This window comes from Streptomyces griseobrunneus (assembly GCF_046713465.1).
Taxonomy (GTDB): Bacteria; Actinomycetota; Actinomycetes; order Streptomycetales; family Streptomycetaceae; genus Streptomyces; species Streptomyces microflavus.
On the sequence record NZ_CP177080.1, the window covers coordinates 6,218,342 to 6,241,129 of the forward strand.

General features: G+C 72.9%; 18 protein-coding genes. 8 read left to right on the forward strand and 10 right to left on the reverse strand.

Annotation, left to right across the window (positions count from 1 at the left end; translation table 11 throughout):
- Positions 1-48: 48 nt before the first annotated feature.
- Together ACK8N7_RS28305 and lgt are read left to right on the forward strand one after the other, a co-directional pair.
- Complete coding sequence (locus ACK8N7_RS28305; RefSeq protein ID WP_500444464.1) at positions 49-876, forward strand: DsbA family protein; 828 nt, start codon at positions 49-51, stop codon at positions 874-876.
- A 121-nt stretch (positions 877-997) separates the two neighbouring features.
- Entirely contained in the window at positions 998-1,981 is a 984-nt protein-coding gene (gene lgt, locus ACK8N7_RS28310) for a prolipoprotein diacylglyceryl transferase (RefSeq protein WP_500444465.1), read from the forward strand.
- Between the two features lie 64 nt (positions 1,982-2,045).
- Here the strand turns inward: lgt and ACK8N7_RS28315 are convergent, their stop codons facing one another.
- From ACK8N7_RS28315 to ACK8N7_RS28345, 7 genes are read right to left on the reverse strand one after another with little or no spacing between them, the layout of a single operon-like run.
- Positions 2,046-2,912: an HpcH/HpaI aldolase/citrate lyase family protein gene (locus tag ACK8N7_RS28315; protein ID WP_403208983.1), complete on the reverse strand. Its 867-nt coding sequence runs from the start codon at positions 2,910-2,912 to the stop codon at positions 2,046-2,048.
- Entirely contained in the window at positions 2,909-4,108 is a 1,200-nt protein-coding gene (locus ACK8N7_RS28320; RefSeq protein WP_403208985.1) for a CaiB/BaiF CoA transferase family protein, read from the reverse strand. The genes ACK8N7_RS28315 and ACK8N7_RS28320 overlap by 4 nt, the downstream gene beginning before the upstream one ends.
- Complete coding sequence (gene rbsK, locus ACK8N7_RS28325) at positions 4,105-4,989, reverse strand: ribokinase (protein WP_403208987.1); 885 nt, start codon at positions 4,987-4,989, stop codon at positions 4,105-4,107. The genes ACK8N7_RS28320 and rbsK overlap by 4 nt, the downstream gene beginning before the upstream one ends.
- Positions 4,986-6,353 (reverse strand): ADP-ribosylglycohydrolase family protein, encoded by a 1,368-nt coding sequence (locus ACK8N7_RS28330; protein WP_500444466.1) that lies wholly within the window; start codon positions 6,351-6,353, stop codon positions 4,986-4,988. The genes rbsK and ACK8N7_RS28330 overlap by 4 nt, the downstream gene beginning before the upstream one ends.
- Positions 6,350-7,546 (reverse strand): ADP-ribosylglycohydrolase family protein, encoded by a 1,197-nt coding sequence (locus ACK8N7_RS28335; RefSeq protein WP_500444467.1) that lies wholly within the window; start codon positions 7,544-7,546, stop codon positions 6,350-6,352. Before ACK8N7_RS28335 ends, ACK8N7_RS28330 begins: the two co-directional genes overlap by 4 nt.
- The gene (locus tag ACK8N7_RS28340) at positions 7,470-8,780 is read right to left on the reverse strand and encodes an ADP-ribosylglycohydrolase family protein (RefSeq protein WP_403208993.1); all 1,311 of its coding nucleotides are present in this window, start codon (positions 8,778-8,780) and stop codon (positions 7,470-7,472) included. The genes ACK8N7_RS28335 and ACK8N7_RS28340 overlap by 77 nt, the downstream gene beginning before the upstream one ends.
- Positions 8,777-9,937 (reverse strand): ADP-ribosylglycohydrolase family protein, encoded by a 1,161-nt coding sequence (locus tag ACK8N7_RS28345; protein WP_500444468.1) that lies wholly within the window; start codon positions 9,935-9,937, stop codon positions 8,777-8,779. Before ACK8N7_RS28345 ends, ACK8N7_RS28340 begins: the two co-directional genes overlap by 4 nt.
- Before the next feature lie 319 nt (positions 9,938-10,256).
- Here ACK8N7_RS28345 and ACK8N7_RS28350 point away from each other — a divergent pair, with 319 nt between their 5' ends.
- The 3 genes from ACK8N7_RS28350 (at position 10,257) to ACK8N7_RS28360 (ending at position 17,446) form a co-directional block, all read left to right on the forward strand.
- Positions 10,257-10,988, forward strand: a complete 732-nt coding sequence (locus ACK8N7_RS28350; protein WP_403208997.1) for a VIT1/CCC1 transporter family protein — start codon at positions 10,257-10,259, stop codon at positions 10,986-10,988.
- 445 nt (positions 10,989-11,433) lie between these two features.
- On the forward strand, positions 11,434-15,993 hold the full coding sequence (gene gltB / locus ACK8N7_RS28355; RefSeq protein ID WP_403208999.1) for a glutamate synthase large subunit: 4,560 nt from the start codon (positions 11,434-11,436) through the stop codon (positions 15,991-15,993).
- Positions 15,986-17,446, forward strand: a complete 1,461-nt coding sequence (locus tag ACK8N7_RS28360; RefSeq protein WP_500444469.1) for a glutamate synthase subunit beta — start codon at positions 15,986-15,988, stop codon at positions 17,444-17,446. Before gltB ends, ACK8N7_RS28360 begins: the two co-directional genes overlap by 8 nt.
- A 164-nt stretch (positions 17,447-17,610) precedes the next feature.
- Here ACK8N7_RS28360 and ACK8N7_RS28365 read toward each other — a convergent pair whose 3' ends face one another.
- On the reverse strand, positions 17,611-18,522 hold the full coding sequence (locus ACK8N7_RS28365; protein WP_403209003.1) for a rhomboid family intramembrane serine protease: 912 nt from the start codon (positions 18,520-18,522) through the stop codon (positions 17,611-17,613).
- 146 nt (positions 18,523-18,668) lie between these two features.
- Here ACK8N7_RS28365 and ACK8N7_RS28370 point away from each other — a divergent pair, with 146 nt between their 5' ends.
- From ACK8N7_RS28370 to ACK8N7_RS28380, 3 genes are read left to right on the forward strand one after another with little or no spacing between them, the layout of a single operon-like run.
- On the forward strand, positions 18,669-19,418 hold the full coding sequence (locus ACK8N7_RS28370) for a vWA domain-containing protein (RefSeq protein ID WP_403209005.1): 750 nt from the start codon (positions 18,669-18,671) through the stop codon (positions 19,416-19,418).
- Positions 19,415-19,972 carry a HutD/Ves family protein gene (locus ACK8N7_RS28375; RefSeq protein ID WP_403209007.1) on the forward strand — a complete coding sequence of 186 codons (558 nt, stop codon included), beginning with the start codon at positions 19,415-19,417 and terminating at the stop codon, positions 19,970-19,972. The genes ACK8N7_RS28370 and ACK8N7_RS28375 overlap by 4 nt, the downstream gene beginning before the upstream one ends.
- A gap of 55 nt (positions 19,973-20,027) precedes the next feature.
- Complete coding sequence (locus ACK8N7_RS28380) at positions 20,028-20,519, forward strand: pyridoxamine 5'-phosphate oxidase family protein (protein WP_403209009.1); 492 nt, start codon at positions 20,028-20,030, stop codon at positions 20,517-20,519.
- Positions 20,520-20,559: 40 nt separating this feature from the next.
- On the opposite strand, the gene ACK8N7_RS28385 is transcribed toward ACK8N7_RS28380, so the two are convergent.
- Both ACK8N7_RS28385 and ACK8N7_RS28390 read right to left on the reverse strand, forming a co-directional pair.
- On the reverse strand, positions 20,560-21,618 hold the full coding sequence (locus tag ACK8N7_RS28385) for an acyl-CoA dehydrogenase family protein (RefSeq protein WP_403209011.1): 1,059 nt from the start codon (positions 21,616-21,618) through the stop codon (positions 20,560-20,562).
- Complete coding sequence (locus tag ACK8N7_RS28390) at positions 21,618-22,763, reverse strand: acyl-CoA dehydrogenase family protein (protein ID WP_403209013.1); 1,146 nt, start codon at positions 22,761-22,763, stop codon at positions 21,618-21,620. The genes ACK8N7_RS28385 and ACK8N7_RS28390 overlap by 1 nt, the downstream gene beginning before the upstream one ends.
- Between the last annotated feature and the right edge of the window lie 25 nt (positions 22,764-22,788).

Consider the following 22,788-nt stretch of genomic DNA (forward strand, 5'->3'; position numbering starts at 1 on the left):
ATGGGCCGGGGAGGCGCGTACGTGCCTCCCCGGTTCGTTGCTGCGGGTGTGAGCGACAAGATTCCTGAGGGAAACCGAAGTGCGCGTGAGCGCCTGGCCCAGCAGCGCGAGCGGGAGAAGGGCCGCGAGAAGCGCCGCCGTACGCTGATCGTCTCCTCGGCCGTGGTCGGCGTCCTGGCGCTGGCCGCCGTGGTCGGCCTGATCGCGGCCAACGTGGGCAAGGACAGCGGCGGCGACAGCGCTTCCGGGCCCGCCATCACCCCGTCCGGAGCGACCGGCGAGGACTCCCTGACCCTCCCGGTCGGCGCCTCCGACGCCCCGTCCACGCTCACGATCTGGGAGGACTTCCGCTGCCCGGTCTGCGCCCAGTTCGAGAACGCCTTCCGGGACACCATCACGGAGCTGGTGGAGGCGGGGCAGCTCAAGGTGGACTACCACCTGGCCACGATCATCGACGGCAACCTCGGCGGCAAGGGGTCGCTGCGCGCCGCCAACGCCGCCGCCTGCGCCCAGGACGTCGGCAAGTTCGCCCCGTACCACGACGTCCTCTTCCGCAACCAGCCTCCCGAGCCCGACGACGCCTTCGCCAAGAACAGCCGGCTGATCGAGCTGGCCGGGGAGGTCGAGGGGCTCGACACGCCGGGATTCCGCAGCTGTGTGGAGGGCGGCGAGCACGACAGCTGGGTCCAGAAGTCCGACACGGCGTTCCGCGAGGGCGGCTTCCAGGGCACCCCGACCGCGCTGCTCAACGGCGAGTCGATCTTCCCGAAGAAGGGCGACGAGCAGATCTCCGTGGAGAATCTGAAGAAGTGGGTCCTGGAGGCCAACAAGGGCAAGAAGCCGGGTACCGCCACCCCGTCCGCGCCCGCTTCCTGACGGGGTCCGGGGAAGTCCCGGAAAGGGCGGGTGCAGGGGCCCGTGACCGTGCCCTCGTTACCCAGACGTTGCCGGGCGGCTTGCCGTACCCACCGCCCGGCAGGGTAGCGTCGACCCCGTCATGAACCTTGCCTCCATTCCCAGCCCGTCGACCGGCGTGATCGAGCTCGGCCCGATCCCGCTGCGCGGCTACGCGTTCTGCATCATCATCGGTGTCTTCGTCGCCGTCTGGATCGGCAACAAGCGCTGGGTCGCCCGTGGCGGCAAAGCCGGCACCGTCGCCGACATCGCCGTCTGGGCCGTGCCCTTCGGTCTCGTCGGCGGCCGGCTCTACCACGTGATCACCGACTACCAGCTCTACTTCAGCGACGGCCAGAACTGGGTCGACGCCTTCAAGATCTGGGAGGGCGGCCTCGGTATCTGGGGCGCGATCGCCTTCGGTGCCGTCGGCGCCTGGATCGGCTGCCGCCGCCGGGGCATCCCGCTGTCCGCCTGGGCGGACGCGCTGGCCCCCGGTATCGCCATCGCCCAGGCCATCGGCCGCTGGGGCAACTGGTTCAACCAGGAGCTGTACGGCAAGCCGACCGACCTGCCCTGGGCGCTGGAGATCAGCGAGGGCCCGAACCGGGTCGCCGGGACGTACCACCCGACCTTCCTCTACGAGTCGCTCTGGTGCATCGGCGTCGCGCTGCTGGTCATCTGGGCCGACCGCCGCTTCCGGCTCGGCCACGGACGGGCGTTCGCGCTGTACGTCGCCGCCTACTGCGCGGGTCGCGGCTGGATCGAGTACATGCGGGTCGACGAGGCCCACCACATCCTCGGCCTGCGGCTGAACGTGTGGACCGCGATCATCGTCTTCGTCCTCGCAGTCGTCCACATCGTGATCTCCGCGAAGCTCCGCCCGGGCCGCGAGGAGATCGTGGAACCGGACAAGGACGCCGAGGCCGCGAAGGCCGCGAAGAAGGACGACGCGGACGGCACGGACGCCACCGGGAAGGACGGCGACCCGCTGAAGAAGGACACGGCGGACACCGACGCCCCGGGCACCTCGGCCGACGACACCCCGGCCGAGGGCGCCGCCCCCGAGGCAGCCGACAAGAGCTGACCGCTCGCGCCCTGCAGCACGGCGCACCCGCACTCCCCCGATCGCCGGGCGGACCTGAGAAACCTCAGGTCCGCCCGGCGATCGCCAGTGTGCGGCGGGCCGAGGCCACCACCGCCGCGTCCACGAACCGGCCGTCCGGCAGCGCCAGCGCCCCCGCCTCCACCACCGACGCCGCGACGATCTCCTCGGCCGCCTCGATCTCCCGGTCCGTCGGCCGGAACGCCCGCTCGATCACCTCCAGCTGACGCGGATGGATCGCCGCCCGGCCCAGCAGCCCGAGCCCCCGCCCCCGTACGCACGAGGTCCACAGCCCGTCCAGGTCGCGGACGTCCGGGAACACCGACTGGGCGGGCGGTGGCAGCGCGGCCGCCCGGGCCGCCACCACGAGCCGGCTGCGCGACCAGTCGAGCCCGAAGTCCTCCCGTACGCCGAGATCGGCCCGCAGGTCCGCCTCGCCCAGCGCGATGCCCCGGACGGCGGGGTCGGCCGAGGCGATCGAGTACGCGTGCTCCAGGGCGAGCGCCGACTCCAGCAGCGGGTAGAGCGGTACGCCGGGGGCCACGGCCGCCACATGGTGAACGGAGACGGCATGGGTGATCTTGGGCAGCCGAAAGCCGGAGAGGCCCGGGAGTTCCATCAGCGCCCGGATGTCGTCCTCGCCGTGCACCCGGACATGGACCGGTACGGCATCGGAGGCGGCGGTCACCGGGTCGGCGAGGAGTTCGGCGGTGGCCGTGCGCGCGTACTCCTTGCGGTCGGGGGCGACCGCGTCCTCCAGGTCGACGATCACCACGTCCGCCCCGCAGCCGAGCGCCTTGGCCACCACCTCCGGCCGGTCCCCGGGGACGTACAGCCAGGTGAGCGGCGGTCGGCCGACCGGCGGAGGCGGTCCCTCCGGCAGCGGCGGGCCCGGGATCGGCCGGCCGGTCACAGCGCCCCCTGGTCACGCAGCGACGCGATCCGGGTCTCCGAGAGGCCGAGCCCGCCCAGGATCTCCTCGGTGTCCGCACCGTGCGGGCGCCCCGCCCACCGGATACCGCCCGGGGTCTCCGAGAGGCGGAAGAGGACGTTCTGCATCCGCAGCGGGCCCAGCTCCGGGTCGTCGACCTCGGCGAGGGTGCCCAGGGCCCGGTACTGCGGGTCCTCCATCACCTCCCGTACGTCATGGATGGGAGCCACGGCCGCCTCCGCCTTCTCGAAGCCGTTGAGGACTTCCTCACGGCTGTGCCGGGAGATCCAGTGGCCGACCGCCCCGTCCAGTTCCTCGGTGTGCTCGGCCCGGGTGGTGCCCGCGCCGAACCAGGGCTCGTCGATCAGGTCCGGGCGGCCGACCAGGCGCATCACCCGCTCCGCGACGGACTGCGCGGAGGTGGAGACCGCGACCCAGTGGCCGTCGGCGGTGCGGTAGGTGTTGCGCGGGGCGTTGTTGCGGGAGCGGTTGCCGGTGCGCGGCTGGACGTAACCGAGCTGGTCGTACCAGAGCGGCTGCGGGCCCAGCACGGTGAGGATCGGCTCGATGATCGCCAGGTCCACCACCTGCCCCTCGCCCGTCTTCTCCCGCCCGGCGAGCGCGGCCATCACCGCGTACGCCGTGGCCAGCGCCGCGATGGAGTCCGCGAGCCCGAACGGGGGCAGCGTCGGCGGCCCGTCCGGCTCCCCGGTGATCGCCGCGAACCCGCTCATCGCCTCGGCCAGCGTGCCGAACCCGGGGCGGTGCGCGTACGGGCCGAACTGGCCGAAGCCGGTGACCCGCGCCAGCACCAGCCGCGGGTTGACGGCGTGCAGCTCCTCGGGGCCCAGACCCCAGCGCTCCAGGGTCCCGGGCCGGAAGTTCTCGATGATCACATCGGTCTCGGCGGCCAGCTGGAGCAACACGTCCCGGCCGCCGGGCGCGGACAGATCCAGGGTGAGGGTGCGCTTGTTGCGGCCGAGCATCTTCCACCACAGGCCGATGCCGTCCTTGGCGGGTCCGTGCCCGCGCGAGGGGTCCGGTTTACGGGGGTGCTCGACCTTGATCACATCGGCGCCGAAGTCCCCGAGCATGGTGGCGGCGAGCGGTCCGGCGAAGAGGGTGGCGAGGTCGATGACCTTCAGCCCGGTCAGGGGTCCGGCTTCCGTGCTGGTCATGCTGCCTCGATCTCGCTGCGGTACGGCATGGACGTGGAGGCGCCGGGCTTCTGGACGCAGAGCGCGGCGGCCGACGAGGCGAAGGCCAGCGCCTTCGCCACCGGCCTCCCCTCACCGAGCGCCACCGCCAGCGCCCCGACGAAGGTGTCCCCGGCCCCGGTCGTGTCGACGGCGTTCACCTCGGGCGCCGCGAACAGCACCGGCTCGCCGCCCCGGGCCGCGTACAGGGACCCCTTCGCACCGAGCGTGATGATCACCTCGGGCACCTGCCGCAGCAGGATCTGCGCCGCCGCATGCGGCTCCGCCTGCCCGGAGAGCTCGGCGGCCTCGTGCTCGTTGGGGATCAACAGGTCGATGTGGTCCCAGAGTTCGTCGGGCAGTGGCTGTACGGGGGAGGGGGTGAGGATGGTCCGTACGCCCTGGGACCGGGCCGCGCGGGCGCCCTCCACGACGGCGGAGAGCGGGAGTTCGAGCTGCATCAGCAGCAGGTCGGCGGCGGCGATCGCCGCGATCTCCCCGGGGCCGATCGCGGTGACGACGCCGTTGGCGCCGGGGATCACCACGATGGCGTTGGACCCGGAGTCGTCCACCACGATGTGCGCGGTGCCGCTGGGGCACTCGGCGGTGTGCAGCAGGTCGGTGTCGACCCCGGCGTGTTCGAGGCCTTCGCGCAACTGTGTGCCGTACACGTCGTCGCCGACCGCGCCGATCATCGTCACCTCCCCGCCCGCGCGGGCGGCGGCGACGGCCTGGTTGGCGCCCTTGCCGCCGGGGATCGTCCGGAACTCCCGGCCGGTGACGGTCTCCCCGCGTTCCGGGGCGCGGGCGGTGTAGGCGACGAGGTCCATGTTGGTGCTGCCGAGCACCGCGATACGGGTCATGGGCGCAGAGCCTCCTGATGGGTCAGTGCGGCGAGGGTGTCGAAGCCGGTCCGGTCGAAGCCGGGTACGGAGGTGGCGAGGCGGTTCTTCAGCGGGGCCGTCCAGTGGTCGGGCAGGGCGGTCGGGGCGCCCGCGAGGAGTCCGGCGAGAGAGCCTGCGGTTGCCCCGTTGGAGTCGGTGTCCCAGCCGCCGGAGACCGCGCACCCGATCGACCGGGTGAAGTCGCCGTCGGCGTGGGTGAGGGCGGCGGCGAGCAGCGCGGCGTTGGGCAGCACATGCACCCAGTGGTGGGTGCTGTCGTACGCGGCGTGCAGCCGGTCCACCACCGCGTCGAACTCCCCCTCCGTGCGCGCTGTTTCGACCCCGAGCCGGACCGCGCGCGCGTACCGCGAGTGCGGCGGCACCACCCGCAGCCCGGCGGCCAGGCAGCCGTGCACATCGCTCTCCCCGCCCGCCGCCACAGCGAGCGCCGCCGCCGTGAACATCGCGCCGTAGACCCCGTTGGCGGTATGGGTGAGGACCGCGTCGCGGTGGGCCTGTGCGGCGGCCCCGGCCGGGTCGCCGGGGTGGGTCCAGCCGTGCACGTCGGCCCGGATCTGGGCGCCGATCCACTCACGGAACGGGTTGCGGCGGCGGGCCGTCCCCGGGGGCTCGACGCCCGCGAGGAGATTGCCGTACGCGATCCGCTCGGCGGTGAAGGTGCGGCCCGCCGGGAGTTCGTCGAGCCAGAGCCGGGCCAGGTCGGCCGTGGTGAAGGTGCGGCCGTGCCGCTGGAGCAACAGCAGCGTGAGGATCGGGTAGTTGAGGTCGTCGTCCTCCGGCATGCCGTCGATGTTCTCGGCCAGGGACGTGGGGGCCGAGCGGCGGTTCCAGGGGTGGGCGGCGAGCAGTTCCGGGGGCACCCCGTGTTCGGTGAACCAGGTGGCCAGGGGCCAGTTGCCGGCCGCGCGGGCGAGGGCGCGGATGCCGGTCAGTGGCAGCTTCTCCACGGGCTTCCCGAGCAGGCAGCCCGCCGCCCGGCCCAGCCAGGCGGCGTGCAGCCGGTCCCGGCCGACGGTGGCTGTGGCGTCGGGTGGGCCGGGCCAGTGCGGGCAGGCGGCCACGATCTCGGCCAGTCCGGTGGGCTCGTCGGCGGCCAACGGCGACTCCAGCAGGGCGAGTTCGTCGAGGAGCTGCCCGGCCATTTCGCGCAGGCGCGGCGACGCGGGCGGCTCGGACGCACCCGCGCGGTCCGGGGCGGGCGCGCCCCCGGCCGCGTACCACCGCTCCTCGATCTCCCGGGCGTCCCGGCCGTCCTGCGCGGCCTGCCGCAGCTCGTGCCCGACCAGATCCTCGGGCTGCACCCAGGTCAGGCGGACGTTCACCGCGTACCCGCCAGCGCGGCGAACGCCTCTTCGTGGGACCGGCGGCGCTCCAGGTCCCGGGCGAAGACCTCCCGGGCCACGCGCGCCAGCGTCCGGGCCGGGGCGTGCAGGTCCAGCCGGCTCGCCTCCGCGACCGTGGCCGCCCAGTCCGCCGGGACCTCACTGCCCAGAGCGCCCGCGATCGCGCCGCCCATCGTGGCGATGGAGTCGCAGTCCCGGCCGTAGTTGACCGAACCGAGCACCGTACGCCGGTAGTCGCCGCCCCCGACCAGCAACATGCCGAGCGCGATGGGCAGTTCCTCGATGGCGTGCAGCCGGGAGGGGCGGCGGGCGCCGAGCGAGGGGGAGCGGTAGTCGGGGCCGACGGTGTCGAACGGCTCCACGGCGGCACGCAGCGGGGCGAGCGCGGACTCGAAGTCGTCGTGGTGCGAGGCGACTTCGCAGACCTCCTCGATCGCGGACCGGGTGCCGTCCTTCGCCAGGGCGAGGGCGGCGCCGATCACCCCGTCGGGGGTCGCGCCCGGGTGGCAGGCGGCGGCGACGGCGGCCGCGAAGACCCCGGCGGCCTCCCGCCCGTAGGAGGACTGGTGGGGTGCGGCGATCTCCAGCGCCTCGGCGTACGCGGCCTCCGGGTGCCCGGCGTTGACCAGGCCGACCGGGGCCATGTACATCGCCGCCCCGCAGTTGACGATGTTGCCCGCACCGGCCTCGCGCGGGTCGACGTGCCCGTAGTGCAGCCGGGCCACGATCCACTTCTCCGCCAGGAAGATCCGCTGGAGCGGCAGCGCCTCGGCCTCCAGCTCCGGGATCCAGCGGGGGGAGAGCAGATCCGCTACGAGGTGGTCGGCGACGGCGTACGCGTCGAGGTGGTCGCGGACGCGGTCGTAGACCCGGACCAGGGCGTGGGTCATCAGGGTGTCGTCGGTGACGTGCCCGTCGCCCTTGTGGTAAGGGGCGATGGGGCGCGCGGTGCGCCAGTTCTCGCCGTGCCAGGGGCCGACGATCCCGGTCACCCGGCCGCCGTGCCGCTCGGCGATCTGCTCGGGGGTCCAGCCCTCGACCGGGCCGCCGAGGGCGTCCCCGACGGCGGCGCCGACGAGGGCCCGGGCGACGCGTTCATCGAGGCCGGGAGGGGAGTGCGGTGTCGAGGGGGCGGGGGCGGGCTCGGCTGCCGTGGCCGTTGTGGGCGTCATATCGGAATTGTCCACCCGGGGTGGCCGGTTCCGTGGCTGCCAGCAGCCCGGCGAGTTCGACCAGATCCGTGCCCGCGAGCCGGGGCAGCGCACAGCCCGCGAGTGTCCGGCACGCCTCGCGCCAGCCCGCCGGTACGGAGGTGACGGAGCCGATCGCCCCGGTCAGCGCCCCGGCCAGGGCGGGCGCGGAGTCCGCGACCCGGGACAGACAGGCGGCGGCCGGGATCGCCTGGGCGATCTCGCCCCGGGCGGCGGTGGTGAGGGCCAGGGCGACGGGCACGGTCTCGGCCGCCGCGATCCCGTAGCTGTAGACGTGGTCCACGATCTGGTGCTCCAGGACCGGGACCAGGGCGAATGCCCCCGCGGGCTCGTCCGCGAACTCCCGGGCGAGGCGGACCGCGTGTGCGGCGTTGCGGGCGATCTCGGTGCCCTCGGGGAGCTGGGCGAGGGCCGCGTTCACCACCGTGTCCACGTTCGCCCCCGCCAGCGCCACGGCGATGGCGGCGGCCATGGCCCGCGCCCCGTGCACCCCGTCGCCGTCCTGGGTGTAGCGGGCGTCGAACTCCGCGAGCGCCGCCGCCTCCTCCGGGTCGCCCGGATGTGCCACGGCGAGCACGGCGGCCCGTACACAGGCGGCGTCGTCGAAGTAGTGCGGGTTGTCGTGCCCGGTGGCGGGCGGCCGCAGCCCGGCGGCCAGGTTGCCGAGCCCGGCCCGCACCGAGATCCGGGCCCGCAGCGGGAGCACCGCCGCCTCCACCTCGGGGGCCCGGGCACTGGCGGCGGCGACGGTGGCGGCCAGCGCGTTCCAGGCCCGGTCCACCGCGTCCCGCATGTGGCGGCCGGGGGAGAGGCCGTCCGCGTCGTCGGCCGCCGCCAGCACCGTACGGGCGGCGAACGCGGCCCACTCGGCGTCGTCGGACGGGCCGAGCCGCAGTGGCTCGGGCGGCTGGTTGAGGGCGATGGGCACCGGGAGCGTGGTGGTGGCGTTCTGCTCGGCGAAGGTGTCCAGCTCCCGGGTGAGCCGCCGGGTCCACTCGGGCATCCGGGCCGCCCGGTGCCGGGCCGCCGGCCACCCGGCGGCGTCCCCGGAGGCGAGGCCGAGCAGCAGGCCCTCGATCCGGGCGCGGCGGGATGGGGCGGGGGCGGTGGCCCCTGGGACAGCGGCCGGGTCGGCCCGTCCGTGTGCAGTGGCCGCCACCGGTTCCTCCGTGGTGGTTGCGCGTCGGGTCGTCATCGCCGGTCCTCCCGTACGGGCTCGAAGGACGCGGACGCGGACACGGACGCCATGTCCCGTACGGCGGAAGGCTCACGCCCGCCGCCGCGCTCCTGAACGCTGTCCGCGCTGTCCGCGCTGTCCGTGGTCCCAGGGCCCTCCGTGCTGTCCGGGCCTTCCGGGTCCTCCGTGGCGTCCTGGCCCTCCGGCGTCAGAAGGTCCGCGATGTCCAGCACGTGGTAGCCGCGCATCGAGGGCAGGCAACTGCCCCGCACCGGCCCGATCGCCGCCGCCCACTCCGGCGGGATCGCGCCCGCCCCGTGCAGCGCCCCGGCCAGGGACCCCGCCACCGCCGCCGTCGTATCGGCGTCGCGCCCCATGTTCACGGCCGTCAGCACCGCCGTACGGAAGTCGCCGCGCGCCGCCGTGAACGCCCCGAACGCCAGGCCCACCGCCTCCGGCGCGAGGTCCGTCCACGGGTAGCCGCCGATCACCACCGCCGAACGCACCGCCCGCTCCATCGTGAGCCGGTCCGGGTACGGGCGCTGGGCCGCCGCCACCGCGCGGCGCAGCGAGCGGGCCGTCCAGGAGTCCATCGGGACCACCGACAGCGCGGCCGCGATCACCGAGGCGAGGCCCGCGCCGACCATCGCGGCGGCGACCCCGGCAGCCACCGCCTGGCCCCCGTAGATCCCCTCGCCCTCGTGGCTCACCCGGCCGTCCACCGCCACCAGCCGGGCCGCCTCGGCCGGGCGTCCCGCCGCGAACACCCCGAAGGGGGCCGCGCGCATCGCGAGACCGTCGCTCCAGGCGTGCCGGTGCTGGGCCGAGATCGGTGCCGCGAGGCCCCGGCGCAGGTTCTCCAGGGTGCCGCGCTCACTGAACCCGGCCCCCCGGAACGGCCCCTCGTCCAGATCGGCGATCCAGTGGTGCCAGGCCCGCTCCACATGGGAGACGGTGAGCGCGGAGCCGTGCCGGGCGAGCAGCAGCCCGGAGAAGATCGCGTACTCCGTGTCGTCGGTGCCGGCCGGATCCTCGCTCACGAACCCCTCGATCCGCCCCCACCGGCGGCGGATCTCCGAGGGCCGCAGATTCTCCGCCGGGGCGCCGAGCGCGTCCCCGACCGCAAGACCCAGCAGCGCACCCCTGGCCCGTTCCTTGCCGACGGCCGTGTCCATCGCGTCACCTTTCGCTCGTCGGGCGAGCTCGATCCTGAGTCCGGAGCCGAGCTCGATTCCGAGTCCGGGTCCGGGCTCTGTCCGCATCTGTGCCACGCGGAGGACGGCCGGAGGCCGGGCGGGGGCATAAAGGGGCCGGTCGGATGACGGCCAGGAAAGCTGAGCCTGTCCTTTCTTTGCAGGTCAGAGGGGTGGTAAGCCAGGCCTGCCTTGGTGGCGGAGGTCGCCCGGACGGCGTACTTTGGACTTTGTCGAAAGTTGTACGGATACCGCTCGGTGGGGGTGACAGCCCGCCGGGGGAGCAGGGGAGACGCAAGCCGTGGCCATCATCGAGACCGACGCCGTACTGCACGAGGCGCACCGGGACAACCACACCCACCGGGATGTGAACGGCGGCTGGCTGCGCCCCGCCGTCTTCGGCGCCATGGACGGTCTGGTCTCCAACCTCGCCCTGATGACCGGTGTCGCGGGCGGTGCGGTCTCCCAGCAGACCATCGTGATCACCGGTCTCGCGGGCCTGGCCGCAGGAGCGTTCTCCATGGCGGCGGGCGAGTACACCTCCGTCGCCTCCCAGCGCGAGCTGGTCGAGGCCGAGCTGGCCGTCGAGCGCCGGGAGCTGCGTAAGCACCCCAAGGACGAGATGGCCGAGCTCGCCGCCCTCTACGAAGCCCGGGGCGTCGACGCCCCGCTGGCCGGCGAGGTCGCCCGGCAGCTCTCGCGCGACCCGGAGCAGGCGCTGGAGATCCACGCCCGCGAAGAGCTCGGCATCGACCCGAACGACCTGCCCTCCCCGCTCGTCGCCGCCGTCTCCTCCTTCGGAGCCTTCGCACTCGGCGCCCTGCTGCCCGTGCTGCCCTACCTCCTCGGCGCGAGCGCCCTGTGGCCCTCGGTGCTCCTCGCCCTGGCCGGTCTCTTCGGCTGCGGCGCGGTGGTGGCCCGGGTGACGGCCCGCAGCTGGTGGTTCAGCGGGCTGCGGCAGCTCGCCCTCGGTGGCGCGGCGGCGGCCCTCACGTACGGGCTCGGCAGCCTGTTCGGCGTGGCGGTCGGCTGACGCTGGGCACGGTCGGGCGGTGTAACGGGACCGTCCGACCGGCTTAACGGTGCGGCAACCCGTGTGACGTACGTCTTGGGGCCGCCCACTGGGCGGAACGGGCCGCGCGGCCGTAAAATGAGACCCTATGCAGGGCTACACATAAGTAGCCGTTACCCGGTGGTTTCGTTTCCTTTGCCGCCGGGCATGAGCCGTAGGCACCGCAGGCAACGACGCCTGCTCTCTGCGGGTCCCCGGGCGCCGATCCATCCGACAGCGACCCACCCCCTGGTTCAGCCGGTCACCTCTGGTCACCCAGTCACTTCCGGTCACCACGGTGTCCGTATGTTGGAACAAGCCTTCCGCTTCTTGAGAAGCGCCCCATCATGTAACCTGCACGAAATTTCGCAGAGGGCCAACGTCGTCCCTCGGCACCGCAAATGCCACGACGACGACGGGAGAGCCGATGCGTATCGACGCCTGGTCGCCCATGGACGGTCGCCCCGCCCAGCAGGGGATGTACGACCCCCGTAACGAGCACGACGCCTGTGGCGTCGGGTTCGTGGCCACTCTGACCGGTGTGGCCAGCCATGAGCTGGTCGAGCAGGCGCTGACCGTACTGCGCAACCTCGAACACCGCGGCGCCACCGGCTCCGAGCCCGACTCCGGCGACGGCGCCGGCATCCTGTGCCAGGTCCCCGACGCCTTCCTGCGCGCCGAGACCCCTTTTGAGCTTCCCGAGGCCGGCGCCTACGCCGTGGGCATCGCCTTCCTCCCCGCGGACGACTCCACCGAGGCCGTCCGGACGATCGAGAAGATCGCCACCCAGGAGGGCCTGAAGGTCCTCGGCTGGCGCGACGTCCCGGTCACCCCGGCGCTCCTCGGCAACGGCGCCCGCGCCACCATGCCCACCTTCCGCCAGGTCTTCGTCGCCGACGGCGAGTCCACCGGCATCGTCCTGGACCGCAAGGCGTTCGTCCTGCGCAAGCGTGCCGAGCGTGAGGCCGGGGTGTACTTCCCCTCGCTCTCCGCCCGCACCATCGTCTACAAGGGCATGCTCACCACCGGGCAGCTGGAGCCGTTCTTCCCGGACCTCTCCGACCGCCGCTTCGCCTCCACGGTCGCGCTGGTCCACTCCCGCTTCTCGACCAACACCTTCCCGAGCTGGCCGCTGGCACACCCGTACCGCTTCGTCGCGCACAACGGTGAGATCAACACGGTCAAGGGCAACCGCAACTGGATGAAGGCCCGCGAGTCCCAGCTCGCCTCCGAGCTCTTCGGGCAGGCGCAGCTCGACCGGATCTTCCCCGTCTGCACCCCGGACGCCTCCGACTCCGCCTCCTTCGACGAGGTCCTGGAGCTGCTCCACCTCGGTGGGCGCTCGCTGCCGCACTCGGTGCTGATGATGGTCCCCGAGGCGTGGGAGAACCACGACTCGATGGACCCGGCCCGGCGCGCGTTCTACCAGTACCACGCGACGATGATGGAGCCCTGGGACGGCCCGGCCTGCGTCACCTTCACCGACGGCGTCCAGGTCGGCGCGGTCCTCGACCGCAACGGTCTGCGCCCCGGCCGCTACTGGGTCACCGACGACGGCCTCGTCGTGCTCTCCTCCGAGGTCGGCGTCCTGGACATCGACCCGGCGAAGGTCGTCCGCAAGGGCCGCCTCCAGCCCGGCAAGATGTTCCTCGTCGACACCGCCGAGCACCGCATCATCGAGGACGACGAGATCAAGGCGTCCCTCGCCGCCGAGCAGCCGTACCAGGAGTGGCTGGAGACCGGCGAGATCGAGCTGAGCGACCTGCCCGAGCGTGAGCACATCGTGCACACCCACGCCTCGGTCACCCGCCGCCAGCAGACCTTCGGCTACACCGAGGAAGAGCTCCGCGTCATCCTCGCGCCGATGGCCCGCACCGCCGGTGAACCCCTCGGCTCCATGGGCACCGACTCGCCGATCGCCGCGCTCTCCGCGCGCCCCCGGCTGCTCTTCGACTACTTCACCCAGCTCTTCGCCCAGGTCACCAACCCGCCGCTGGACGCCATCCGCGAGGAGCTCGTCACCTCGCTGCGCTCCTCGCTCGGCCCCCAGGGCAACATCCTGGAGCCGACCGCCGCCGCGGCCCGCAGCGTCACGCTGCCCTTCCCGGTGATCGACAACGACGAGCTCGCCAAGTTGATACACATCAACGCCGACGGCGACATGCCGGGCATGAAGTCCGCCACCCTCGCCGGCCTCTACCGGGTCGGCGGCGCCGGCGACGCCCTGGCCGCCCGGATCGAGGAGATCTGCACCGAGGTCGACGCCGCCATAGAGGACGGCGCCCGCCTCATCGTCCTCTCCGACCGGCACTCCGACGCCGAGCACGCCCCGATCCCCTCGCTGCTGCTCACCTCCGCCGTCCACCACCACCTCATCCGCACCAAGCAGCGCACCCAGGTGGGCCTGCTGGTCGAGGCCGGGGACGTCCGCGAGGTCCACCACGTCGCCCTGCTCATCGGTTACGGCGCCGCCGCGGTCAACCCGTACCTCGCCATGGAGTCCGTCGAGGACCTGGTCCGCGCCGGCACCTTCATCGAGGACATCGACGCCGAGCAGGCCATCCGGAACCTGATCTACGCGCTCGGCAAGGGCGTCCTGAAGGTCATGTCCAAGATGGGCATCTCCACCGTCGCCTCCTACCGCGGCGCCCAGGTCTTCGAGGCCGTCGGCCTGGACGAGGCCTTCGTCGCGACGTACTTCAACGGCACCGCCACCAAGATCGGCGGCGCCGGCCTGGACATCGTCGCCAAGGAGGTCGCCGCCCGGCACACCAAGGCGTACCCCGCCTCCGGCATCGCGGCCTCCCACCGCGCGCTGGAGATCGGCGGCGAGTACCAGTGGCGCCGCGAGGGCGAGCCGCACCTGTTCGACCCGGAGACGGTCTTCCGCCTCCAGCACGCCACCCGCAACCGGCGCTACGACATCTTCAAGCAGTACACCGAGCGGGTGAACGAGCAGTCCGAGCGCCTCATGACGCTCCGCGGCCTCTTCGGCTTCGACTCCGGCCGCGAGCCGATCTCCATCGACGAGGTCGAGCCCGCCTCCGAGATCGTCAAGCGGTTCTCCACCGGCGCCATGTCGTACGGCTCGATCTCCCGCGAGGCGCACGAGACGCTCGCCATCGCGATGAACCAGCTCGGCGGCAAGTCCAACACCGGCGAGGGCGGCGAGGACCCCGACCGCCTCTACGACCCGGCGCGCCGCTCCTCCATCAAGCAGGTCGCCTCCGGCCGCTTCGGTGTGACCAGCGAATACCTGGTCAACGCGGACGACATCCAGATCAAGATGGCGCAGGGCGCCAAGCCCGGCGAGGGCGGCCAGCTGCCCGGCCACAAGGTCTACCCGTGGGTCGCCAAGACGCGTCACTCGACGCCCGGCGTCGGCCTCATCTCGCCGCCGCCGCACCACGACATCTACTCCATCGAAGACCTCGCGCAGCTGATCCACGACCTCAAGAACGCCAACCCCGTGGCCCGTATCCACGTGAAGCTGGTCTCCGAGGTCGGTGTCGGCACGGTCGCCGCCGGTGTCTCCAAGGCGCACGCGGACGTCGTCCTCATCTCCGGCCACGACGGCGGAACGGGCGCCTCCCCGCTCACCTCGCTCAAGCACGCGGGCGGCCCCTGGGAGCTCGGCCTCGCCGAGACCCAGCAGACGCTGCTGCTCAACGGCCTGCGCGACCGCATCGTCGTGCAGACCGACGGCCAGCTCAAGACCGGCCGCGACGTCGTCATCGCCGCGCTGCTGGGCGCCGAGGAGTTCGGTTTCGCGACCGCGCCGCTCGTCGTCTCCGGCTGCGTCATGATGCGCGTCTGCCACCTGGACACCTGCCCGGTCGGCATCGCCACCCAGAACCCGGTGCTCCGCGACCGGTTCTCCGGCAAGGCCGAGTACATCGTCAACTTCTTCGAGTTCATCGCCGAAGAGGTCCGCGAGATCCTCGCCGAGCTGGGCTTCCGCACCATCGAGGAGGCCGTCGGCCACGCCGAGCTCCTCGACACCGACCGGGCCGTCACCCACTGGAAGGCGCAGGGCCTCGACCTCGCCCCGCTCTTCTATGTCCCCGAACTGCCCGAGGGCGCGGTCCGCCACCGGATCGTCGAGCAGGACCACGGTCTGACGAAGGCGCTCGACAACCAGCTGATCAAGCTGGCCGCCGACGCACTCGGTGCCGACAGCCCCGAGGCCGCCCAGCCGGTCCGGGCCCAGGTCGCGATCCGCAACATCAACCGGACCGTCGGCACCATGCTCGGCCACGAAGTGACCAAGAAGTTCGGCGGTGCGGGCCTGCCCGAGAACACCGTCGACATCACTTTCACCGGCTCGGCCGGCCAGTCCTTCGGCGCCTTCCTCCCGCGCGGGGTCACCCTCCGCCTGGAGGGCGACGCCAACGACTACGTCGGCAAGGGCCTCTCCGGCGGCCGCGTCGTCGTCCGCCCGGACCGGGGCGCCGACCACCTCGCCGAGTACTCCACCATCGCCGGCAACACCATCGGCTACGGCGCGACCGGCGGCGAACTCTTCCTGCGCGGCCGCACCGGCGAGCGCTTCTGCGTCCGCAACTCCGGTGCGACCGTCGTCTCCGAAGGCGTGGGCGACCACGGCTGCGAGTACATGACCGGCGGCCACGCCGTCGTCCTCGGCGAGACCGGACGGAACTTCGCCGCCGGTATGTCGGGCGGTGTCGCGTACGTCATCGACCTGAACCGCGACCACGTCAACGTGGGCAACCTCGGTGCCGTCGAGGAGCTCGGCGACACCGACAGGCAGTGGCTGCACGACGTCGTGCGCCGCCACCAGGAGGAGACCGGCTCCACCGTCGCCGAGAAGCTCCTCGCCGACTGGGACACCGCCGTGACCCGCTTCAGCAAGATCATCCCGACCACGTACAAGGCAGTGCTCGCCGCCAAGGACGCCGCTGAGCTCGCCGGTCTCTCCGAGCAGGAGACCACCGAGAAGATGATGGAGGCGGCGACCAATGGCTGACCCCAAGGGCTTCCTGACCACCGGACGCGAGGTCGCCAAGACCCGCCCTGTGGCCGAGCGCGTCAAGGACTGGAACGAGGTCTACGTTCCGGGCTCACTGCTCCCGATCATCAGCAAGCAGGCCGGCCGCTGCATGGACTGCGGGATCCCGTTCTGCCACAACGGCTGTCCGCTCGGAAACCTCATCCCCGAGTGGAACGACTACGCCTACCGCGAGGACTGGACCGCGGCCTCCGAGCGGCTGCACGCCACGAACAACTTCCCGGAGTTCACCGGGCGGCTCTGCCCGGCGCCCTGCGAGTCGGCGTGCGTGCTCGGCATCAACCAGCCGGCCGTCACCATCAAGAACGTCGAAGTCTCCATCATCGACAAGGCGTGGGAGAGCGGCGACGTCACCCCGCAGCCGCCCGAGCGCCTCTCCGGCAAGACCGTCGCGGTCATCGGCTCGGGCCCGGCGGGACTCGCCGCCGCCCAGCAGCTGACCCGGGCCGGCCACACCGTCGCCGTCTACGAGCGCGCGGACCGCATCGGGGGCCTCCTCCGCTACGGCATCCCCGAGTTCAAGATGGAGAAGTCGCACATCAACCGCCGCATCGAGCAGATGCGCCTGGAAGGCACCAAGTTCCGTACGGAGGTGGAGATCGGCAAGGACATCGACGCCGCCAAGCTCCGCCGCCGCTACGACGCGGTCGTCATCGCGGCCGGTGCCACCGTCTCCCGCGACCTGCCGGTCCCCGGCCGCGAGCTGGGCGGCATCCACTTCGCGATGGAGTACCTGCCGCTCGCCAACAAGGTGCAGGAGGGCGACCTCACGGTCGCCCCGATCCACGCCGGCGGCAAGCACGTCGTCGTCATCGGCGGCGGCGACACCGGCGCCGACTGTGTGGGCACCGCCCACCGCCAGGGCGCGGCCTCCGTCACCCAGCTGGAGATCATGCCCAGGCCGGGCGAGGACCGGAACGCCAACCAGCCGTGGCCGACCTTCCCGATGCTCTACAAGGTCACCTCCGCGCACGAGGAGGGCGGCGAGCGGGTCTACTCCGTCTCCACCACCCACTTCGAGGGCGACGAGGACGGGAACGTCGCGGCGCTCCACCTGGTCGAGGTCGAGTTCAAGGACGGTAAGCTGGAGCAGAAGCCCGGCACGGAGCGGCGCATCCCCGCGCAGCTCGTCACCCTCGCCATGGGCTTCACCGGAACCGACCAGTCCAACGGTCTGGTCCAGCAGTTCGGCCTGGAGCTCGACCAGCGCGGCAACGTCGCCCGCGACGAGAACTACGCGACCAACGTCGACGGCGTCTATGTCGCCGGTGACGCGGGCCGCGGCCAGTCGCTGATCGTCTGGGCGATCGCCGAGGGCCGTTCCGCCGCCCGCGGTGTGGACCGCTTCCTGACCGGGACCAGCGCCCTGCACGCGCCGATCCGCCCGACGGACCGGTCCCTGCTGGTCTGAGCACCACCCGGGTTCCCCCTGGGCCACGCGGCCCGGGGGCGAGCCCCACAGATACGTCCCGTACAACGGCGTACGGAACTGAACGCGGCGCCTGCCTGTCCCCGACCGGACACCAGCGGGCGCCGTGGCGCGTCCGGGGTCGGGCCCCTGCCCGGTAGGGGTCCTCAGCCGCCGGTCAGCGCAGAGGTCTTCACCACCACCGCCACGGCGAACAGACCCAGCAGCACCGCCCCGCCCGCGAGCTGCACGGGCCAGGTCCGCAGCTTCGCCGGGGCGTAGGCGAGCCCGTACGTCACCAGCGCCCCGGTCAGCAGCCCGCCCAGGTGCCCCTGCCACGAGGTGAACAGGGCCGAGAGCACCATCCAGAGCAGGAACCCCGCCATGAACCGGTTGACCGCCGCCATGTCACGGCCGAGCCGCCGGTTGATGATCCAGTACGAGGCGGCAAGACCGAAGACCGCACCGGAGGCGCCGACCGTCGAGGCGTCCGGCGCCAGCAGGTACACGACGACGGAACCGCCCACCGCCGACAGCAGGTACACCGCCAGATAGCGGGCCCGGCCCAGCTGCCCCTCCACCGTCCGTCCGATGTTCCACAGCGCGAACATGTTGAACAGCAGGTGCATCACCCCGAACGAGGTGTCCGGCGGCAGATGCAGAAACGCCCCGGTCACCAGCCGGTACCACTCGCCGTCCGCGATCCCCGTCAGCTCGTACCCGACGTACGTGTCGCCCCGGTAGTAGTACTGCTCCCCGTCCGGCCCGGTCAGCGCGGCACCGAGCACCGCGAACCGGTCCACGATCTCCGGCCGCACCACCTCGCCGAGGTAGGCCAGCACGTTCAGCGCCATCAGGACGTACGTCACCACCGGAGCCGTCGCCCCGGACACGGCACCGCCGAACACCGTCCGGGCCCGCCGCACCGAGCGCTGCCCCTCGTTCACGCACTCCACGCACTGGTAGCCGACCGAGGCCTCACGCATGCAGTCCGGGCAGATGGCGCGCTCGCAGCGGGTGCAGCGGACGTACGTCTCGTACGACGGATGGCGGTAACACGTGGTGGCGGCGGCCTCCATGACCGGCTCCTTCAGTGGGGGAGTGCGCGACAGGGCCGGTGTGGGCGGCGGCGATCAAGATAGCGAACCGGTGCGGGGGACCTCGGGGGCGGGGGCCCGGCCGTGGCCTACCCTCAAGGTCCGCAGTACGCAGAACGGGGGCCGTAATGCATGGTTCGAAGACGGCGGTGGGGCCGGGCCCGGCCATCAGCCTGACCAAGGTGCGGGAGACGGCTCCCGGCCTCGTCAGCCTCTACAAGAGCGCCGGCGTCTCGCTGGAGAAGCACGGACTGAACGGCCGACGCGCGGCCGTCTACCTCGTCCTCGACTACTCCGGCTCGATGCGGGACTACTACAAGGACGGCACCGTCCAGGCGCTGGCCGACCGGGTGCTGGGGCTGTCCGCCCACCTCGACGACGACGGCCGGGTGCCCGTCGTCCTCTTCTCCACCGACATCGACGGGTTCGGGGAGGCCGGGCTGAGCGACCATCACGGGATCATCGACAAGATCGTGGCGAACCTCGGGCACATGGGCCGGACGAACTACCACGTCGCCATGGACGAGGTCATCGACCACTACCTGGACAGCGGCTCCACCGAACCCGCCCTGGTCGTCTTCCAGACGGACGGCGGGCCCACCAGCAAGCTCGCCGCCGAGCGCTACCTCTGCAAGGCCGCGAAGCTGCCGCTGTTCTGGCAGTTCGTCGGCTTCGGCGACACCCGCAGCACCCAGTTCGACTTCCTGCGCAAGCTCGACGAGCTGGCCGCCCCCGCCGAGCGGGCCGTCGACAACGCCGGGTACTTCCACGCGGGCCTCGACCCCCGCAAGGTGCCGGACGCCGAGCTGTACGACCGGCTGGTCGCGGAGTTCCCGCACTGGCTGGCCGCCGCCGAGGAGCAGGGGATCGTCCGATGACCACACAGGTGCTGCGCGCCGCCGACCGTACGCCCGTCCCCTGGAGGAACGGCGGCGGGCTCACCCGGGAGGTCGCCACCGGCTCCGGAGGAGCCGACGGGTTCGACTGGCGGGTGAGCCTCGCGGACGTCACCGCCGACGGCCCGTTCTCCGTCTTCCCGGGCATCGACCGCACCCTGACCGTGGTCGAGGGCGCGGGCATGGACCTCGTCGTCGGCGGCGAGCACCACATCGTGGACGAGCCGCTCTGGCCGCACGACTTCCCCGGTGACCGGCCCACGGAGGGCTTCCTGCTGGGCGGGCCCGTCGTCAACCTCAACGTGATGTACCGCAGGGGGCGTACGCGGGCGGAGACCGCCGTGGTCTGCGGCACCGTACGGCTGATGGCACCCCCGGGCGGCGCGGTGCTGGCCCTCTCCCTGGACGACGGAGCCGTGCTCGACTCCACGGACATCCGGCTCGACCGCTACGACGCGGTGCTCTCCGAGGGCGGGGCGCCGGGGGTGCTGCGGACGATGGGCCAGGCGGTGGTGATCACGTTCTCGGACGTGTGAGCCGCCGGAGACCGACGGCGATACCGGACAGAAGATGTCGGGTATCGGGTGTTCGATGGCGCTCATGACGTCTTCCTCACCCCTCTCCTGGAGTGGCTTCGCCGCCGCCGAGCCCGTCTTCGCCGACACCGCGCGCCGGCGCTTCCAGCTCTACAAGCACCACGTCCTCGCCACCCTCCGGAAGGACGGATCGCCCCGGGTCACCGGTCTGGAGGCCGACTTCCGCTTCGGTGAGCTGCTGCTCGGCATGATGCCGGACTCCCGCAAGGCCCTGGACCTGCGACGCGACCCGCGCTTCGCCCTCCAGGCCAACCCGGGGCCCGACGCCGAGATGAACGACGGCGATGTCCGCGTCAGCGGCCGGGCCGTGGAGATCACCGACCCGGAGTTCCTCGCCCGCTTCGTCGAGGACGCCACCCCGCCGGAGCCCTTCCACCTCTTCCGGGCCGAGCTGACCGAGGTGGTCCGCATCGGTCTGGACGGCGACTCCCTGGTCATCGAGTCCTGGCGGCCCGGACAGCCGCTGCGGACCGTACGCCGGAAGTGACGGCGCTCCCTGGGCCGTAGCGTCCCCGGCCCAGGGCTGTTCACCCCGCCAGCACCCGCGCCCGGCAGGCCGACGGCGTCCCCCACGCGTCCCGCAGCGGCCGGGCCCGGCGCAGCCACCACGCCAGGTCCAGCTCCTCGGTGTACCCCACCGCGCCGTGCAGCTGGAGCGCGGTGCGGGCCGCCGCGTACCCCGCCTCGCCCGCCGCCACCTTCGCCGCCGCGACCGCCGCCCCGGCGCCGGGCGACCCCTCGGCCAGCTCCACCGCCGCCCCGTACAGCAGCGGCCGCGCGAACTCCAGGCCGAGCAGGGTGTCCGCGAGGCGGTGCTTGACCGCCTGGAAGGAGCCGACGGGCACACCGAACTGGGTGCGCTGCTTCACGTACGCCACCGTGGCCCGCAGCAACGCCTCCCCGCAGCCGAGCGCCTGGGCCGCCGTCGCGAAGGTGGCCCAGGCGCCCCCCGCCCGCGCCGCCTCGCGCACCCCGGGCCCGGCCGCCACCACCTCGCCGCCCGCCCCCGGCCGGAACAGCCGCCGCGCCGGATCCAGGGAGACCGTCGGCGAACCCGGGCCCGCCGGCGCGCGTTGGCCCGTAGACCCGCCTGGGCCCTTAGACCCGCCCGGGCCCGTCACCCCGCCCGGCCCCCGCGTCAGCCGCAGCTCGTCCCCTGTCACCGTGAGCACCGCGTCCGCCACGTCCGCGTCCAGCGCGTACGGCCCGTACCCCTCCAGGACCAGCGACACCACCGCCGTACCGGACGCGATCCCCGGCAGCCACTCCTTGGCCGCCGGGCCGCCCACCCCGCCCAGCAGCACCCCCGCCGCCACGCTCTCCACCACCGGCCCCGGCACCCCGTGGCGGCCCAGCTCCACGAACGCCACGGCCGTCTCCACCGGGAGCGGGCCGACACCCCCGTACGCCTCCGGGACCGCCAGCGCGAACACCCCCGCGTCCGCCAGCCGCCGCCAGAGGGTGAGCCCCGGGCCATGGTCGCCCGAGGCCCACCCCCGTACGACCGCAGGCGTCTCCGCCGCCGTCAGCAGCGCGTCCAGGGAGCGGGCGAACTCCCGCTGCTCGTCGTCCAGGAGGAAACGCATCAGCGCCGTCCCTTCGGCAGGCCGAGCAGCCGCTCGGCGATGATGTCCCGCTGGATCTCGTTCGTACCCGCGTAGACGGGCCCCGCCAGCGCGAAGACGTACCCCTCCGCCCACGGGCCGTCCGGTGCCTCCGCGTCCGGGCCCAGCAGATCGAGCGCCGTCTCGTGCAGCGCGATGTCGTAGTCCGACCAGAACACCTTGTTCAGGCTGGACTCCGCCCCGAGCACCGCCCCCGCCGCGAACCGGGACGCGGAGGCGGCCGTGAACAGCCGGTAGGCCCGCGCCCCGATCACCGCGTCCGCCACCCGGTCGCGCAGCGCCGTGTCCGCCGGGTCGCCCGCCGCCCGCCACAGTTCCGTCAGCCGGTCGGCGGCGGCCAGGAAACGGCCGGGGGAGCGGAGGGTCAGGCCGCGCTCGTCGCCGGTGGCCGACATGGCGATCCGCCAGCCCTGCCCCGGCTCCCCGATGACGTCCTCGTCCGGTACGAAGACCTCGTCCAGGAAGATCTCGGCGAACGCGGGCTTCCCGTCCAGCCGCCCGATCGGACGGACCGTGACCCCGGGGTCCCGCAGCCCGAACATCAGGTACGTCAGCCCCTGGTGCGGCTTGGCCGCCCCCGGGTCCGTACGGAAGATCCCGAACGCCCGGTCCGCGAACGCCGCCCGCGAGGACCACGTCTTCTGCCCCGACAGCAGCCAGCCGTCCTCCGTCCGCACCGCCCGCGACCGCAGCGCCGCCAGGTCCGACCCGGCCTCCGGCTCCGACCAGGCCTGCGCCCAGATCACCTCGCCCCTCGCCATCGGTTCCAGCACCCGGGCCCGCTGCTCCGCCGTGCCGTGGTGGAAGAGCGTCGGGGCGAGAAGGCTGATCCCGTTCTGCGAGACCCGGCCGGGGGCGCCCGCCGCCCAGTACTCCTCCTCGAAGGCCAGCCACCCGAAGAGATCCGCGCCCCGGCCCCCGTACTCCTCGGGCCAGGAGACCGCCGGCCACCCGCCCCCGTACAGCTCCGCCTCCCACTCCCGGTGCGCGGCGAACCCCTCCGCCGTCTCCAGGGAGGGGAGCGGCCGGGCGGGCACATGGTCCCGGAGCCAGGACCGGGCCTCGGCCCGCAGCGCGCCTGTCCGTGCTGTCTGCGCCAGATCCATGGGGCCTGCCTTCCGTGAGGCCGTT